The organism is Streptococcus cristatus (assembly GCF_008369405.1).
In the GTDB taxonomy this organism is placed as follows: Bacteria; Bacillota; Bacilli; order Lactobacillales; family Streptococcaceae; genus Streptococcus; species Streptococcus cristatus_G.
The window spans coordinates 1-17,018 of record NZ_VSJJ01000012.1 but is presented as its reverse complement, the minus strand read 5'-3'; the positions used below and the strand labels follow the sequence as shown (position 1 = coordinate 17,018).

The 17,018-nt window shown below is 40.9% G+C and carries 17 protein-coding genes; 13 read left to right on the top strand and 4 right to left on the bottom strand.

What is annotated here, in order from left to right; all coding sequences use genetic code 11:
• Window positions 1-7: 7 nt before the first annotated feature.
• From pepF to alaS, 5 genes are all read left to right on the top strand, one after another.
• The gene (gene pepF / locus FXF62_RS09655; RefSeq protein ID WP_149518569.1) at window positions 8-1,810 is read left to right on the top strand and encodes an oligoendopeptidase F; all 1,803 of its coding nucleotides are present in this window, start codon (window positions 8-10) and stop codon (window positions 1,808-1,810) included.
• Window position 1,811: 1 nt separating this feature from the next.
• Window positions 1,812-2,495: an O-methyltransferase gene (locus FXF62_RS09650; protein ID WP_149518568.1), complete on the top strand. Its 684-nt coding sequence runs from the start codon at window positions 1,812-1,814 to the stop codon at window positions 2,493-2,495.
• 111 nt (window positions 2,496-2,606) lie between these two features.
• Window positions 2,607-3,683 (top strand): peptidylprolyl isomerase PrsA, encoded by a 1,077-nt coding sequence (gene prsA, locus FXF62_RS09645; RefSeq protein WP_149518567.1) that lies wholly within the window; start codon window positions 2,607-2,609, stop codon window positions 3,681-3,683.
• A gap of 138 nt (window positions 3,684-3,821) precedes the next feature.
• Complete coding sequence (locus tag FXF62_RS09640; RefSeq protein WP_187984265.1) at window positions 3,822-4,400, top strand: LURP-one-related/scramblase family protein; 579 nt, start codon at window positions 3,822-3,824, stop codon at window positions 4,398-4,400.
• Between the two features lie 33 nt (window positions 4,401-4,433).
• Window positions 4,434-7,052, top strand: a complete 2,619-nt coding sequence (gene alaS / locus FXF62_RS09635; RefSeq protein WP_149518566.1) for an alanine--tRNA ligase — start codon at window positions 4,434-4,436, stop codon at window positions 7,050-7,052.
• A gap of 182 nt (window positions 7,053-7,234) precedes the next feature.
• On the opposite strand, the gene FXF62_RS09630 is transcribed toward alaS, so the two are convergent.
• From FXF62_RS09630 to FXF62_RS09620, 3 genes are read right to left on the bottom strand one after another with little or no spacing between them, the layout of a single operon-like run.
• Entirely contained in the window at window positions 7,235-7,702 is a 468-nt protein-coding gene (locus tag FXF62_RS09630; RefSeq protein ID WP_149518565.1) for a hypothetical protein, read from the bottom strand.
• A gap of 2 nt (window positions 7,703-7,704) precedes the next feature.
• A complete protein-coding gene (locus tag FXF62_RS09625; protein ID WP_149518564.1) occupies window positions 7,705-8,514 on the bottom strand; it encodes a hypothetical protein in 810 nt (269 codons plus the stop codon).
• Entirely contained in the window at window positions 8,492-9,463 is a 972-nt protein-coding gene (locus tag FXF62_RS09620) for a hypothetical protein (protein WP_149518563.1), read from the bottom strand. Before FXF62_RS09620 ends, FXF62_RS09625 begins: the two co-directional genes overlap by 23 nt.
• 116 nt (window positions 9,464-9,579) lie before the next feature.
• Here FXF62_RS09620 and FXF62_RS09615 point away from each other — a divergent pair, with 116 nt between their 5' ends.
• The 7 genes from FXF62_RS09615 (at window position 9,580) to FXF62_RS09580 (ending at window position 14,899) form a co-directional block, all read left to right on the top strand.
• Window positions 9,580-11,205: a hypothetical protein gene (locus FXF62_RS09615; RefSeq protein ID WP_149518562.1), complete on the top strand. Its 1,626-nt coding sequence runs from the start codon at window positions 9,580-9,582 to the stop codon at window positions 11,203-11,205.
• 12 nt (window positions 11,206-11,217) lie between these two features.
• Window positions 11,218-12,219: a hypothetical protein gene (locus tag FXF62_RS09610; RefSeq protein WP_262881639.1), complete on the top strand. Its 1,002-nt coding sequence runs from the start codon at window positions 11,218-11,220 to the stop codon at window positions 12,217-12,219.
• Between the two features lie 397 nt (window positions 12,220-12,616).
• Window positions 12,617-12,811 (top strand): aspartyl-tRNA synthetase, encoded by a 195-nt coding sequence (locus FXF62_RS10925; RefSeq protein WP_262881638.1) that lies wholly within the window; start codon window positions 12,617-12,619, stop codon window positions 12,809-12,811.
• A gap of 11 nt (window positions 12,812-12,822) precedes the next feature.
• Window positions 12,823-13,029: a helix-turn-helix transcriptional regulator gene (locus tag FXF62_RS09595; RefSeq protein ID WP_005590740.1), complete on the top strand. Its 207-nt coding sequence runs from the start codon at window positions 12,823-12,825 to the stop codon at window positions 13,027-13,029.
• A gap of 167 nt (window positions 13,030-13,196) precedes the next feature.
• The gene (locus FXF62_RS09590; protein ID WP_125382461.1) at window positions 13,197-13,550 is read left to right on the top strand and encodes a PspC domain-containing protein; all 354 of its coding nucleotides are present in this window, start codon (window positions 13,197-13,199) and stop codon (window positions 13,548-13,550) included.
• 15 nt (window positions 13,551-13,565) lie between these two features.
• Window positions 13,566-14,309, top strand: a complete 744-nt coding sequence (locus tag FXF62_RS09585) for a DUF3169 family protein (protein WP_149518558.1) — start codon at window positions 13,566-13,568, stop codon at window positions 14,307-14,309.
• A gap of 29 nt (window positions 14,310-14,338) precedes the next feature.
• Window positions 14,339-14,899, top strand: a complete 561-nt coding sequence (locus FXF62_RS09580) for a DUF3267 domain-containing protein (protein ID WP_149518557.1) — start codon at window positions 14,339-14,341, stop codon at window positions 14,897-14,899.
• Between the two features lie 187 nt (window positions 14,900-15,086).
• Here FXF62_RS09580 and ald read toward each other — a convergent pair whose 3' ends face one another.
• The gene (gene ald / locus FXF62_RS09575; protein WP_149518556.1) at window positions 15,087-16,199 is read right to left on the bottom strand and encodes an alanine dehydrogenase; all 1,113 of its coding nucleotides are present in this window, start codon (window positions 16,197-16,199) and stop codon (window positions 15,087-15,089) included.
• A gap of 175 nt (window positions 16,200-16,374) precedes the next feature.
• On the opposite strand from ald, the gene FXF62_RS09570 reads away from it, so the two are divergent.
• The gene (locus FXF62_RS09570) at window positions 16,375-16,944 is read left to right on the top strand and encodes a GNAT family N-acetyltransferase (RefSeq protein ID WP_149518555.1); all 570 of its coding nucleotides are present in this window, start codon (window positions 16,375-16,377) and stop codon (window positions 16,942-16,944) included.
• Window positions 16,945-17,018 lie beyond the last annotated feature (74 nt).

The window sequence follows — 17,018 nt, the reverse complement described above, 5'->3', positions numbered from 1 at the left end:
AATTTCTATGGCAAAACAAAGAAATGAAATTGAAGAAAAATATACTTGGGATTTGAGTACTATTTTCCCAACAGATGAAGCCTTTGAAGCAGAGTTGGCGCAGGTTTCAGAAGAAGTGAAGAAAGCAGCTAGTCTGGCTGGACATTTGCTGGATTCAGCGGACAGTCTCTTAACAACGACTGAAGTGCAGCTGGACTTGATGCGCCGGATTGAAAAGCTTTATTCTTATGCTCACATGAAGAATGACCAGGATACTCGTGTAGCCAAGTATCAAGAATATCAGGCTAAGGGTATGACTCTTTATAGCGAATTCGGACAAAACTTTGCCTTTTATGAGCCTGAATTTATGGCGATTACAGAAGAGCAATACCAAGCCTTCTTGGCTGAGCAGCCAGCCTTGCAGCTGTATCAGCATTATTTTGACAAGCTTTTGGAAAAGAAAGCCCACATCCTGACCCAGCGCGAAGAGGAGCTATTGGCTGGTGCTGGTGAAATTTTTGGCGCAGCAGGCGAAACCTTTGCTATCTTGGATAATGCAGATATCGTCTTTCCGATGGTGCATGACGAAGAGGGAAATGAAGTTCAGCTCAGCCACGGTAACTATATTACCTTGGTCGAGTCTAAGAACCGAGAGATCCGTAAGGAAGCCTACGAGGCTCTTTACAGCGTCTATGAGCAGTATCAGCATACCTATGCCAAGACTCTGCAGACCAATGTCAAGGTTCACAACTACAATGCGAAAGTCCGCAAGTTTTCATCTGCCCGTGAAGCGGCCTTGTCATCTGACTTTATTCCTGAGAGTGTTTATGACAGCTTAGTTTCAGCTGTCAATAAGCATTTGCCTCTTTTGCAGCGTTATATCGCTTTGCGAGCGAAGATTTTAGGTATTTCTGACTTGAAGATGTATGATATGTACACACCTTTGTCAGAGACAGACTACAAGTTCACTTATGAGGAAGCCTTGTCTAAGTCTGAGGAAGTTCTGGCTATTCTGGGTGAGGATTATTTGAGCCGAGTGAAGAAAGCATTCTCAGAGCGCTGGATTGATGTTCATGAAAATCAAGGCAAGCGGTCAGGAGCATACTCTGGCGGTTCTTATGACACCAACGCCTTTATGTTGCTCAACTGGCAGGACACGCTGGATAATCTCTTTACCTTGGTGCACGAGACAGGCCACAGTATGCACTCCAGCTACACCCGTGAGACCCAGCCTTATGTCTATGGAGACTACTCTATCTTCTTAGCTGAGATTGCTTCGACGACCAATGAAAACATCCTGACAGAGAAGCTCTTGGAAGAAGTAGAAGATGATGCTACCCGCTTTGCTATCCTCAATCACTTCTTGGATGGCTTTAGAGGTACGGTCTTCCGTCAAACCCAGTTTGCTGAGTTTGAGCATGCCATCCATAAGGCTGACCAAGAAGGTCAGGTTTTGACCAGCGAGTTTCTCAATGAGCTCTACGCTGATTTGAACGAGAAATACTATGGACTGAAAAAAGAAGATAATCCACAGATTCAGTATGAGTGGGCTCGGATTCCGCATTTCTACTACGATTACTATGTTTTCCAATATTCAACAGGATTTTCAGCGGCTTCTGCCTTGGCTGAAAAGATTGTCCATGGCAGTCAGGAAGACAAGGACAAGTATCTGGATTATCTCAAGGCTGGGAACTCTGACTATCCACTCAATGTCATCAAAAAAGCAGGTGTGGATATGGAAAAAGAAGACTACCTAAATGCTGCTTTTGCTGTCTTTGAGCGTCGTCTGGATGAATTTGAAGCCTTAGTAGAGAAGTTGGGACTGGCATAAGATGGTCGAGACTTATAATCAAAACTCCAATCCCAATATGCGGCGGCCAGTGGTCAAAGAAGAAATTGTAGACTTTATGAGGCAGCGTCTCCAGCCAGTTACGGGTGGACTCAAAGAGCTGGAAGAATTTGCCAGAGCTGAAAATGTACCTGTGATTCCCCATGAGACAGTGGCATATTTCCGCCTGCTACTCGAAAGCCTGCAGCCAGAGAAGATTTTAGAAATCGGGACGGCTATTGGTTTTTCGGCCCTTTTGATGGCGGAGCATGCGCCCCAGGCTCAGATTACGACTATTGATCGCAATCCAGAGATGATTGAGCTGGCCAAGGCTAATTTTGCTAAGTATGACAGCCGCCAGCAGATTACCTTGCTGGAAGGCGATGCAATGGATCTGCTTGAGACACTGGAGGATTCCTACGACCTTGTCTTTATGGACTCTGCCAAGTCTAAGTATGTGGTCTTTCTACCCCAAGTTCTCAAGCACCTCAATCCTGGTGGTCTGGTTCTCATTGATGATGTCTTCCAAGGTGGCGATGTTGCCAAGCCTTTGGAGGATATTAGGCGTGGCCAGCGGGCTATTTACCGAGGACTGCACAGTCTCTTTGACGCAACTTTGGACAGTTCAGATTTGACTGCTAGCTTGCTTCCCTTGGGAGATGGCCTGCTTATGATTAGAAAAAAATGACATCTTTGATTTTTTTCTTAATTTCCAAAAATTTTTAGGAAAAATTAAGATATCAAGTTAGATTTGTGGTACAATAGACAAAGTGAATTTATTGAAGGAGTAGATGAAATAATGAAGAAAAAAATCCTTACAGGAGCAGTAACTCTCTTTTCTGTAGTGGCTTTAGCAGCATGTTCACAAACAGCAAAAGATAAAGATATTGTGACAATGAAGGGCGAGACAATCACCGTTAATGAATTTTACGATCAAGTAAAAAATAATGGTGCCTCTCAACAAGTTTTGCTTCAAATGACAATTAAACAAGTTTTTGAAGAAAAGTATGGCAAAAAAGTGACGGATAAAGAAGTTGAAGAAGCCTTTGAAAAAATGAAATCTGCTTATGGTTCAGCCTTCCAAAAGGTTCTTGCCCAAAGTGGAATGACTGAAGAGGCTTACAGAGATCAGATCCGTGCAAATAAATTGGTCGAATACGCTGTTAAGAAAGCAGCTGAAAAAGAGTTGACAGATGACAACTACAAGGCTTTCTTTGAAACTTACACACCAGAAGTAACGGCTCAAATTATCAAGGTGGACAGTGAAGAAAAGGCTAAGGAAGTGCTTGAAAAAGCCAAGGCTGAGGGAGCAGACTTTGGTCAGTTAGCTAAGGAAAACTCAACCGACAAGGACACCAAAGATAAGGGCGGCGAGGTGAAATTTGATTCAACCTCAACAACAGTTGCGGATGCCGTTAAAAAAGCTACTTTTGCCTTAGAAGAAAATGGCGTTTCTGATGTGATCACTGTACGAGGTAAGCAGAACTATTCAGCGAGCTACTACATTGTTAAATTGGTGAAGAAAACTCAAAAATCTGCAAAATGGACAGATTACAAGAAACAACTAAAAGAGGGAATTCTGACTCAGAAACAAAACGATGCGAGCTTTATTCGTTCTGTTATTTCTAAAGAATTGAAGGAAGCGAATCTGAAAGTGAAGGATCCAGCTTTCCAGAATGTCTTTGCCCAATATGTAGAAGGAGATACTTCTAGCTCATCGTCTAAAGAAGAAAGCAAGTCTCAGTCTTCTAGTTCAGAGGAAAAGAAACCACAAGCTTCAAGTTCAGAAGAAGCAAAAACTGAGGCTTCTAGCTCAGAAGAGAACAAGTCAGAAGCTGCTCATACTGAAGAAAACCCAGCTCCTGCAGCAGAATAAGCTTGACGAAAAGCCAAGAAGTCAGTATAATAAAACTATTGAGAATTGATTTTCTAGATCTCAGCTCAGAGAATTGGCGGTGCTGCGAGCCATGTGAGAGGAAAAATCATGCTACTCATGTGTCAAACTAAATAGCTAATGAGAATGACAAGTTCATTGAATGAAGGTGGTACCGCGGTTTTTCGCCCTTCAGACAAGGAACTTGTCTTTTATCTTGACTCTGGAGGTAAAGCGATGAAGACCTATCTTGTCAAACAAAAATTTCGCTTAGGCGGCGAACGTTTTGATATCAAGGATGATCGAGGAAATGTGGATTACCAAGTGGAAGGCTCTTTCTTCCAGATTCCCAAGACCTTTACAATCTACGACACACAGGGGCGTACTGTCAGCCAGATCACCAAAACCTTTCTAACCTTCCTGCCCCAGTTTGAAATCAAACTCAGCAACGGACATAGCTTTTATATCCGTCAGAAGTTCACTATCTTGCGTGATAAGTATCAGTTTGACAATTTAGGTCTCAGGGTTGAAGGCAATATCTGGGATCTGAACTTCCGATTACTAGATGACCGCGATCAAGTCGTAGCAGAGATTACCAAAGAGCTCTTCCATCTAACCTCTACTTATCAGGTGAGCGTCTATGATGAGGCTTATGCAGATTTGGTCATTTCCCTCTGCGTCGCTATTGACTATGTGGAAATGCTGGAAAGTTCATCATAAAAAACATTAAAAAGATTTAAGGAGAAAAATAAAATGAAACAAATGTCAAGTGCTCAAATTCGCCAAATGTGGCTGGATTTCTGGGCAAGCAAAGGCCACTCTGTAGAACCATCAGTCAGCTTGGTTCCTGTAAACGACCCGACTCTTTTGTGGATCAACTCAGGGGTAGCCACTCTTAAGAAATACTTTGACGGGACCATTATCCCTGAAAATCCACGTATTACCAATGCGCAAAAAGCGATTCGTACCAACGACATTGAAAACGTAGGGAAGACTGCGCGTCACCATACCATGTTTGAAATGTTGGGGAACTTCTCTATCGGGGATTACTTCCGTGATGAGGCTATCACTTGGGCTTATGAGCTTTTGACAAGCCCTGAGTGGTTTGACTTCCCAGCTGAAAAACTCTACATGACTTACTATCCAGACGATAAAGATTCTTACAACCGCTGGATTGAAGTGGGAGTGGATCCAGGTCACTTGATTCCAATCGAAGACAACTTCTGGGAAATCGGTGCGGGACCTTCTGGACCTGATACAGAGATCTTCTTTGACCGTGGAGAAGCATTTGACCCAGAAAATATCGGTCTTCGTCTCCTTGCTGAAGATATCGAAAACGACCGTTACATCGAAATCTGGAACATCGTTTTGTCACAATTTAACGCAGACCCTGCTGTTTCTCGTAGTGAATACAAGGAATTGCCACACAAGAACATCGATACGGGAGCTGGTTTGGAGCGTTTGGTGGCGGTTATCCAAGGGGCTAAAACAAACTTTGAAACAGACCTCTTCATGCCAATTATTCGTGAAGTAGAGAAATTGTCTGGTAAGGTCTACGACCAAGATGGCGATAACATGAGCTTCAAGGTTATTGCGGACCACATCCGTTCGCTTTCCTTTGCCATTGGTGATGGGGCTCTTCCTGGAAATGAAGGACGTGGCTATGTCCTTCGTCGTCTTCTCCGTCGTGCTTCCATGCATGGTCAAAAATTGGGCATCAACGAACCTTTCCTTTACAAACTCGTTCCAACTGTTGGAAAAATCATGGAAAGCTACTACCCAGAAGTACTTGAAAAACGTGACTTTATCGAAAAAATCGTTAAGAGCGAGGAAGAGTCATTTGCTCGTACCCTTCATTCAGGTCAACACTTTGCCCAAGGCATCGTAGCAGACTTGAAAGAAAAAGGTCAATCAGTGATCGCTGGACAAGACGTTTTCAAACTCTATGATACATATGGCTTCCCAGTGGAATTGACAGAAGAAATCGCAGAAGAAGCTGGTATGACGGTAGACCGTGAAGGCTTCGAAGCAGCCATGAAAGAGCAGCAAGAACGTGCGCGTGCGTCCGCTGTTAAAGGCGGCTCAATGGGCATGCAAAATGAAACCCTTCAAAACATCACTGTTGAGAGCGTCTTTAACTATGAAGCATCTCAATTGTCTTCAAAATTGGTGGCAATAGTAGCGGACAATGCAGAAGTAGAAGCTGTCTCTGAAGGAACTGCCTCTCTCATCTTTGCTGAGACTCCATTCTACGCTGAGATGGGGGGACAGGTTGCTGACCATGGTCAAATCTTGGATGCTGCTGGAAACATCGTGGCTACTGTAACAGATGTTCAAAAAGCGCCAAATGGCCAACCATTGCACACAGTTGAAGTCCATGCTCCGCTTGCCTTGAACCAAGAATACACACTTAGCATCGACACCAACCGTCGTCTTCGTGTCATGAAAAACCACACGGCAACTCACTTGCTCCATGCAGCCCTTCACAATATCCTTGGTAGCCATGCAACTCAAGCAGGTTCACTTAACGAAGTCGAATTCCTTCGCTTTGACTTTACGCACTTCCAAGCGGTGACAGCAGAGGAACTCCGTGCCATTGAACAAGAAGTCAATGAGAAAATCTGGGAAGCCATTGCAGTGAAAACAGTTGAGACAGATATCGATACAGCTAAAGAAATGGGAGCTATGGCCCTTTTTGGTGAGAAATACGGTAAGGAAGTCCGTGTTGTAACCATCGGCGATTACTCAGTCGAGCTTTGTGGTGGTACACACGTTGGCAACACTTCTGAGATTGGCCTCTTCAAGATCGTCAAAGAAGAAGGGATCGGATCAGGAACTCGCCGTATCTTGGCCGTGACTGGTAAGGAAGCCTTTGAAGCTTACCGTGAACAAGAAGACGCTCTGAAAGCCGTCGCAGCAACCTTGAAAGCACCTCAACTCAAGGAAGTACCTCACAAGGTCGAAGGTCTTCAAGAACAACTCCGTCAATTGCAAAAAGAAAATGCAGAATTGAAGGAAAAAGCAGCAGCAGCGGCTGCAGGTGATGTCTTCAAGGACGTGAAGGAAGTCAACGGCCACCGTTACATTGCGAGCCAAGTTTCTGTATCAGACGCAGGTGCCCTTCGTACCTTTGCGGATAACTGGAAACAAAAAGACTACTCTGACCTTCTTGTCCTAGTCGCAGCTATTGGTGACAAAGTCAACATCCTTGTTGCAAGCAAGACCAAAGACATCCATGCTGGTAACTTGGTTAAAGAATTGGCTCCAATCGTCGATGGACGTGGTGGTGGTAAACCAGACATGGCCATGGCAGGAGGAAGCAACCAAGCGAAAATCCAAGAACTCTTGGATGCAGTAGCTGGTAAGTTGTAAGAAAACAAAGATCTATCCATTTGGGTAGATCTTTTTGCATACTCAAAAAGCCAAATCCGAGTGGATTTAGCTTGATTGTAACAGCTAAAATAGAAAGTAAAATTTACTATGCTTCTGAATGCACGTTATAGCTCGTAAGAAAAATTAAAAGGTATGACTCCTATGTAATCATACCTTGCTATCTAGTCCACTGTTTTACTTTTAATTCTAGCTCTCAGAAAGCGCAAATCATTAAAAATATAAATTAGAAGAATGATTTGACAAGAGTAAAAGCCCCAATCTAGCCTATAAATATCTCTTTGAATAGTGATAGAAAACAGGGTATACATCATTAAGATAAAACTAGATATGAAAAGTAGGAAGGATTGTAGGCTTGCTATAAAAGGATAGCCTCTCTTTTTCAAAATGGATTTGAATAAAAGAGCTAGAGCAGGCAAAATGGCAAATAAGGTAAAACAAGTTAAAAAATAGGAACTAGTTAAATTTCTAAAATCTTTTCCCCAAAAGATAGAATCCTCGTTTTGAAAAATATAAATTGGATGTGATCCATCGTTTAAAAAGGGTAGGCCAAGGATGACCAGATAAAATACAATCAATAATCCTCTTTGCCAGGAGAAACCTGCTTTCCTTCTCTCTTTATTGTCTGACATGTCTATCTCCCTTCTATAATTTTTCCATGCTCAACCTCAACATAATGATCAATTTCCTCATCAACCGTTCCCAATACATAGGTTCCATCTGGTAAGCTTAATTGTTCTAGCAACTGCTGGATTTGGTCTCTTAGATAAAAATGTTCCGTGTATCTTTCTTCTGGCAAGATAATTTGAACATAAACCGCGCTATGTGATAAAGCATCATTTAAAGGCAAATCGTACAATTCTTCAAGAATAGAATGGTTATTCCTAACGGCATCTCCCATACGATCGCTATACCAGAGCTTACCTCTAAGAAACCAATTTTGGTCAGACAGAGTGCTTCTCAGCTTAACAGTTCCTCCTTTTAGATGTGAAGCCTGATTTAATTTTATCGTCAAAGATTGTTCTAATTTAGTTCGCTCAGGGTTAATTTCTAAAGCTTTTTCAAGAATTGGCGCATATACTCTCATAGATTCATCATAAGTCGTTCCCAACTCAAACATAGGGCCCTTCCACTCGTCTACATCCATCTTGTCGAAATAAGGCATGACTAATTGTTTGAAGCGGACCGATTTTTTTACAGGAACAGAGATGGTTTTTTCCTTAATTTTTTCAGTATAGCTATAATTGACATCTATGCCCCAAATTTTTTCAGCCCAGGAAAAGCCAGTTATCTTAATCTCTCCCCAAAAATTACGATTGGTGTAAAAGCCTTTGAGATTAGCTTCTAGATTCCGATAGCAGAATAAAGCTGAGACCACTAGAAAACATATAAGTACCATGAAACTTTTTATCTTGTCCGTATCAATCTTTAAATTCTTTTTCAATGGCTTCCTCCTTAATGACTTGCTTGAACTCCTCTTCCGTACGGATCATTTCTTCTTTGCCACTCTTTGTATACTTCTCGTTAATGCTCCAGTAAAAAGAGTCGGCATCGGGGAAAAACATTTTTGTTAGGGTGATGCTATCGTTGAGAGTCATGTTTTCTTTTAAAACTACTATAAAGCCGTATTTTTTCAATATTGAAAGTGTCAGGCTATCCTCTGGTTTACTATCACTATCCGTTAAACGTGATTGGTAATCGTTCTTTTTGTAACTAAACAAAGTGGGCCAATAGATGGATACATTTTTTCTATCATCCTTATATGCCTCTGTAATAAATGATGGACTTGAAAGTACTCGATAGAGCCTTCCATATCCGAAACGAATCGCCTCTTTGGGCTGTTTTTTTGTAGCTTTTTTAGTGGTTAGGTTTACATAGATTTCAACATCGTCTTTTATCTGGATTTTTACATATTCATCTTTTCCATCAGAATACATAAGATTGTCCATCTCGCCTTCTATGGTGACATAGCCCATTTCTTGAACGAGTTTCAAGACATCAATCGTTTGGCCATCTCCTTGCTCCTGACCCAGTTTATAATAACGAATTCGGAAGTATTCTTCTTTGTCCTTTGCTTTCAGTCTACCTACATACTGCTTGGAATCCTGAAATGCTAAAAATTTCCGTCCGACAGCGAAATCATAGTAACTCCACCCGTCACTCTCTTTAAAAGAAAGAGCAATCATAGGGAATTCTGGTTCGGTCTCACCAATTGTTGTATAATTTGTTAAACGCTGATTCTTTCCTTTATAGACATAATTTTGTTCTTTTGCCACATAAGCAGCTTCTTTTGTGAAAAAGAAAGAGCAAGTACCAGCGACCGCAAAAATGACTAGTACGGCTAAAGCATAAATCTGCCACATCTGCCAAGAGAAATTCTCTAGCTTCTTCATCCTATTCTCCTTTTAGATAGATTATGGACTATTATAACATTTTTTGTAAACTTCCTGCCATAAGCACAAGAAAAGTATGATAAAATGGTATTATTATAGTTTTATAAGGGAAAAATATGAATCAAACACGTCTCAAAAAAATCCTGAAAATATCGAGTTTCTTTCTATTCGCTCTAGTAACTTATCAGGTCTACTATCAATCTCTCGTCCCTCATCTTACAGCCAGGAACGAGGAAGATGTTAGACTGACCGAGTCCAAATATCAAATCGCCTATGGGCAAGTAAGAGATTTTCAAAAAATCGGAAATGTTGCTTTGGCTATTGATATGTTTGGTGATGTCCAGCAGAAGGAAGGCTACATTATTGCTCAGAATTATCGCATTCCCAAAACTCAGGATCCTTCTGAAGGGCAAGCATTTTATGATAAAGAAAAGTCTGAGTATTTTTATCAAATTGATATTTATAAAGAAGATGAGGGAATTCAGTCACTGAGGAAGATTGATGTAAGAGATATCCTCCTTAAAGAAAAGAAGAAATATAAGATCATCAGTACAGCGAAAATAGATGCCTTTGACTCACCAACCAAGTCTCCTTATATAGAAATAGGACTGGAAGAAATCAATGGGGATGCGAGAACTTTCTCACTGATCATTGATCTACGGACCTTAGAAAGTCGCATTACTCGCCTTATAGGCTCTTCATCTGAGGAAAAGATTACTAGCAGGACTAATAGAGAATTATCGGCTGTCAGAGCCAATCCTGTCTTTGCAGAGCGCTTGAAGAACCTGAGCTTCGTTATTGCTAGTAATGATACCATCACAATGCGACCATATCAGGGTGGAGAACTCATCAATCTCTACCAAGAATATCCTCATGTTTTTGAAATGGCTAAAAAAGGTAGTTTTACGATCTATCCACAGTTTCAATATAAAGAAGATCTAACTCAACAAGTTTCAAATTTTGCTAATCTTTTCAATTATCCAGGTGAAGCTCCCTTTTGGTCTGCTCAACAGAAACAAGATTATGAGGCAGACCGAGCTTTAAAACAGACAAAAGATTTATCGACTCCCCTTTCATATGATTTCTTCATGGAGAGGGTAAAAGAAGAAGGTAAGCTTAATGCGGTAGAAGGAATGATTCCTATCGGTTTTGATATCAATACTGGGGAAATAGTCACCGTTGATTTTAAAAAAGGACCTGTTTATCTCCAGAATTTCAACCTAGAAGACCATATAGGTATGCTAAGTTTGATGGAGTCCAATTATTCCTATACATGGAATGTACAGTTTGCTCAAGTCAGCATCGACACAGCCATGTCTTATAAATTAGGTACAAAATCTGTAAGTGATTACAGTAGGATGATTGAGGATTCTAAAATTAGTAAACCCAGAGAGACACGCTATATCACCTGGCTTCAATATAAAGCAAACAACAATGTACATGAATCCGATATGAATATCGTTAAGGGAATTGTGGATCAAGGAATCTTGTACAAAATATTCTCTATATTTAGTCTTGAAGAAGGGCAAATGACAGTGAATCAGACTGGGACTAACAGCAATCTTGCAGTAGGGAAGACCAAAATATTAGTACAAAACGGCCATCAACTTCTTGATTCATTACAGTTTGAGACAAATGATGTGCCTAGCTTGAATCACGATGAAATGATCAAGTCTGGTCGGATTATATATGTTCTTATCGATGGGCAGCTTCGTCAAGTAAAAGTTCCGGAGGAAAAGTAGGTGCAGAAGATAGTGATAAATATAAAAAAATGCTTTCAAAATAAAATCTTTTTGAATGTTGCTGGCTATACCTTGGCTTTTACACTTGGTTTATTTTTGGCTTTTTATGTTTTTGAGAGGGAAAAAACGACCATTCAGTCTGAGCAAAGACAGTCTAAAAGATCCCAAGAAGAGAAAGCTACAAGAGCGAAAGATGAGGCAGTCCAGATAGAAAAACTTGAAGACAAGATCTATATGGTGAAAAATCCTAATTCTTCTATCTTGTCTGATAAGTATATCTTACAGCAAGAAATGAATTACTCAGATCAATCCTTTCACTTCGATAGCTATCAGGCCTTTAGTAAGGACAATAAACATAAGAACCATGTAAAAATTAAGTTGTTTAATCAAGTTGAAGAGTTGTATAAAGATTACGATTTAGTCCAATTGGCTCAAAGCCTGCATAGCCAATCTATACCAGGGAAAGTTAGCCATCAGCTCTATCAAGATCCTCAGGATGGGCAATATTATTTTGCTTTTGAAGTCTATCTACCAGGCGGTAAGGATGAAAAAGATTACTCGAACGCTCATGAGGAGGAGCCTATCTATACTCTCTATACGAATGTTGAAAACGGGCAGACTTTTTATCTAAAAGATTATTTTAAGCCCCTGAGTATCCGTGATAAGTATCCTGTCTATGGTGCTAGTAATCTGGATGACAAACTAGAGAAGTACGGCTTGGTTTTACTCAATAGTCCGCATAACTTTACCCTCATTCAGGGGGAAGAAAATCTCCAGATCAAAAAGTTGAAGCTAAGCCAGCAATTTCCAAATATAGAGGAAAAACTTGCTAGCGGCTGGAGTTTAGTTGTAACTGGAGAAGATTCTTATGAAACCAGTATCAGACTTCTAGCGTCTGAAGGAGAAACCGATCTCTATACAAACGTCAAACTAGATCGTTCTTATTCATCTGATGACCAAGAGCATCTCTTAAAGTCTTATCAGGATTTCCTTGAGTTATACAAGGAGAAATAAGCAAGTTCCTTTCTATCAAATAATATCGTTCCATATGAATCTTTCTAATGATGCTTTTCATTGGTTTCATATGGGGCTTTTTTTATGCCTTCAAAAAGTTATTTCGGATTTACCAACTGCACAGCCTTCATGGTATCTTTCTCAAACATTTGTAAAGGATTCAAGTCTTTCTGACAAAAATCTTTATTTTTTTGACAAATATACTTGTCAAAAAGAAAAGAATCTGTTACAATGTATTTAAGTTAAGAAGAAAAGATAAAAGGAGGGACTAATGGAGATACTGTTTTGGTGTCTACTTCCGATATTTTCTGGTTTGTGGCTGATGTCATCCAGTGAATTGAACAATCTGAAAAGGAAGTTGAAACGTTTAGAGAGAAATAAAGAAAGGAGTGGAGAAATGTCACGTTTTTTTAAAGAAATGATTGGGAAAAAACCGATCATCATCGGTGAAGTTTTAGGGACAAAAGACTGGGAAGTAGTTGATGCTGATGAGGATTGGGTTAAGCTGAGGAATACTAATAAAAAGGGTCAAACAAGAATCAAGCTCATGCGCATTGACGATATCAAGTCTGTTGAACTGAAAGAAGACTGAGAGGTGTTGTCATGAAGCTGAAAAATCGACTGAAAGAGCTGAGGGCTAGAGATGGGCTGAATCAAACTGACTTAGCCAAGAAAGCCGGCGTGTCGCGGCAAACGATTAGCTTGCTGGAGCGGGATGAATACACGCCCTCCGTGGTCATTGCTCTCAAAATTGCTCAGATTTTCAACGAAAGTGTCGAAAATGTCTTTCGCCTAGTGGAGGAAGAGTAGGTAGTCAGGAAAAATCAGTTACTGTAGATAGTTTATGCTAGCCATCTTGTCTTGAAGACTAGTAAGCAAGTTCTGTATCACGGTAGTACTTGAGCTGATCCTGATAAGCTGTGTAAGTATATTAGTGCTTTCCGTAAGTGAGAGAAAGTAAAACAAGGAGAAAAACAATGCAAGAATTTATGGAAAACTTTAAAGTTAACGAAGAACAAGCAAAAATTGCTGGTGTTTGCGCAGGTTTGGCAGATTATTTTGGGATAAAAGTAGCTTATATTCGTCTGCTTTTCGCAGTTGTAGTGCTAACATCAACTGAGCTAGGGATTTTTGTAGCCTTGGGCTATGCCTATCTGGCAGGATGGTTCCAAAAGGATTATTTGTGGAATAAAATGAGCAAAAAAGTCAGAAATCACTTTATTTTTCTGATGACAGTGCTGATTATTTTACCTTTATTTGGCCGTGAAATACTGGAGATTGCCTCTGATTTTATTAGTCAAGTCATGGCTTGGCTGACTGCGCTTATTTAAGAATAGGAGAAAACAATGTCAACAAAGAAAAGAATATTGAGAAATATCGGCATCTTCATTCTTGCTGCTATATTAGGAGGAGGAGTAGTCAGTTTTATAATGGCTCATTTTGAGTATTTCTCTTGGCCGACCTTCTTAAATGTTGAACTGCTGAAGAACATTGGTCGAGCGAGTTTGTTTATTCTCTATCCCGTAACCTTTTTCTTGCTCTATCAGACGCATAAAGTGCACGGGGCTTACCAGATAGAAGAAGATGATGACAGAAGCTATGAGCTCTATCGTCAAACTTTTAAAACCCTAGAATATGCGACGATTTTATATAATATCTCGTATGCTCTGACTCTATTCACCCTCTTTGTAGGAGTGAGCTACCTAGGTCCGCTACTAGGGTCAGACATGACGATTGACATTCCATTTTATGATATTGCACTGTTTCTTGCTTTGATTTTAGGTCAAATTCTTGTATTGAAAACCACTCAGAAGGTTCGTCAATATAAATTATCTGCTATGCCAACCATTGAGGAGATGAAGGACTATGCTCTGTCTTATGATGAAGGGGAGTTGCAGGCTCATTATGAACAAAGCTTTTTAACCCTCTTCAATCTCAATCAGCGCCTCATTCCAGGCCTTTATGTCTTGCTCTTTATTCTTGGAGTTGGGACACCAATGCAGGTCGCTTCTGGTATGATTGTCTTAACCATTATTTTTGTCTATATCAATGCGGAGTCTTATCAAGCAGTTAAAAGATATTTCAAATAAGCTGTTTGTCAGCCCAAAAGGAGTTCATCATGAAATTAATCAAAAAAATCAACTTTATGGAAGAAAAGAAATATGTAATCGGTCTAAATGTAGCGGGGCTCTTGCTGATTTTTCCTTTCTCCATGCTTTTTGCAAAATTGACCCAGCTAATCTTCCGAGCCGATCATTATGATTTTTCGGGTCTAGATCTGGCCTACTTGTTAATTTTTACCTTTATACTTGTCATCATCCATGAGTACATCCACGCTTTCTTCTTCAAGTTTTTTGGTAAAGGGAAAGCCAAGGTTAAGTTTGGTTTTAAAAATGGGATGGCCTATGCGACTAGTCCAGGAACCTTCTACCATCGTAAGGACTTCTTGGTCATTGGTTTGGCTCCCTTTGTTTTGATTAGCTTGCTTCTGACCTTGTTGGCCATGCTGGGCTTGCTCAGTTCAACTCTCTACATGCCTTTAGCTAGTCTTCATGCAGCAGGCTGTGTTGGTGACTTTTACATCGCTTTGCTGTTGTTGGGGCAGACTGATGATATTCTGGTCGAGGATACTGAGGTCGGGATGAATTTGTACCAGAAAGAAGAGCCTAGTCAGGAATAGGAATCACTGGCATTAGATACTTCTTGTAAAATGTCTATAAATAGTAACATACTTGATAATTTAAAGATTTGGAGCAATGTTGATCTTGCCTAAATGGATGGCAGTGTGATACTAAGTTTAAATTTAAGACAAATGAAACCCGAAAGAGTAGAAGTTCTTTCGGGTTTTGTATATAAGAGAAAAATGATTAGACAAGTTCGTCAATAGAAGTGTAATCGAGGTTCAAGCCTTCTGCAACAGGTTGGCTAGTGATATGGCCATGATAGGTTGTGACACCTTCACGTAATCCAGCGTCGTCTGCAATAGCTTGTCTGAAGCCTTTGCCAGCCAACGCTTCGATATAAGGAAGGGTGACATTGGTCAGAGCAATAGTAGAAGTGCGAGCTACGGCACCAGGGATATTGGCTACCGCATAGTGGAGGACACCGTGTTTCTCATAAACTGGCTCATCATGGGTGGTCACGCGGTCAGCAGTCTCGATAACGCCACCTTGGTCAACGGCCACGTCAACAATAACAGAGCCGGGGCGCATTTGCTTAACCATATCGTCAGTCACCAGTTTTGGTGCCTTAGCACCAGGAATAAGCACGGCTCCAATCACGACATCTGCTTCACGGACGCTTGCCTCAATGTTAAATGGATTGGACATGAGGGTTTGGATTTGGTTACCAAAGACTTCTTCTAGCACGGATAGACGTTTGGCGCTAATATCGAGAATCGTAACTTGAGCGCCTAGTCCCAGAGCGATACGGGCTGCATGAGTTCCTACAACACCGCCTCCGATGATGGTGACTTTACCTTTTGGCACACCTGGTACACCACCAAGGAGAACACCAGAACCACCTGTTTGCTTGGTTAGGAAATGAGCTCCGATTTGAACCGCCATACGACCAGCAACCTCACTCATAGGTACTAATAGTGGTAGTTGTCCTTGGCCGTCACGTACAGTCTCGTAGGCCACCCCGGCAGTTTTAGCAGTTACCATAGCTTGGGCTAATTCGGGAGCAGCGGCCATGTGCAGGTAAGTGAAGAGTAGGAGGTCGTCACGTAAGTACTGGTATTCAGTTTCCAGCGGTTCTTTAACCTTAACAACCAACTCAGCTGCCCAAGCTTCAGCAGCAGTGGCAACGATTTTTGCACCTTGCTTTTCATAGTCTGCATCTGCAAAGCCAGATCCAAGTCCAGCATTTGTTTCGATCAGAACCTGATGACCTTTTCCTACAAGACTGTGCACACCAGCTGGCGTTAGGGCAACGCGATTTTCATTATTTTTAATTTCTCTTGGAATTCCGATTAACATAGAGCTTTACTCCTTTTTCTAACGCTAGGCTCTCCGAATACAGGACTACAAAGGAACCTAGGTCAATTATTGTGATGTCTTCATTTTAAAGGAAACTGTCGCAAAAAGCAAGAAAAAAAGGATTGTTTTAGGCAGGGAATTATGCTATTCTGTTAAGAAAAATCAGGAGGAAGAGATGGAAAATATTTATGTTAAGCTGAGCCAGCATTCCAGAATTGAGACGGAACGATTAATCTTGCGCCCGGTGACTTTGGATGACGCACCAGCCATGTTTGAATATGCTTCGGATGAGGAGAATGTTCGCTATACCTTTGCGACCAACAGAAATCTAGAAGAAACCCGCAATAATATCGCCTTGTTTTACCTAGCTAATCCTTTGGGGCGCTGGGGGATCGAGCTGAAGGAGACTGGCACATTTATTGGAACTATTGACTTGCATAAGATTCGGTTGGACTTGAAAACGGCAGCTATCGGCTATATTATCAATAAAAAATACTGGAATCAGGGCTATACGACGGAAGCCAATCAGGCGGTGATTAAGTTAGCCTTTGAGGAGATTGGGATGAACAAGTTGGTAGCCCTCCATGATATCCATAATCCTGCCTCTGGTCGTGTCATGCAAAAGTCAGGCATGATCTTTTCGCACGAAGAGCCTTACGCAGCCATGGACAAGCATGAGGAAGGACGCATAGTGACACGGGTGCATTATTATCTGACTAGGGAGCAATATTTTGCAAAAAAATAAGAAAGTGTACCTTTGTCAATGATGTGAGACCTAAAATGTTATTTTGAAGCAATCCATTTGTTAAGCTTTACTAG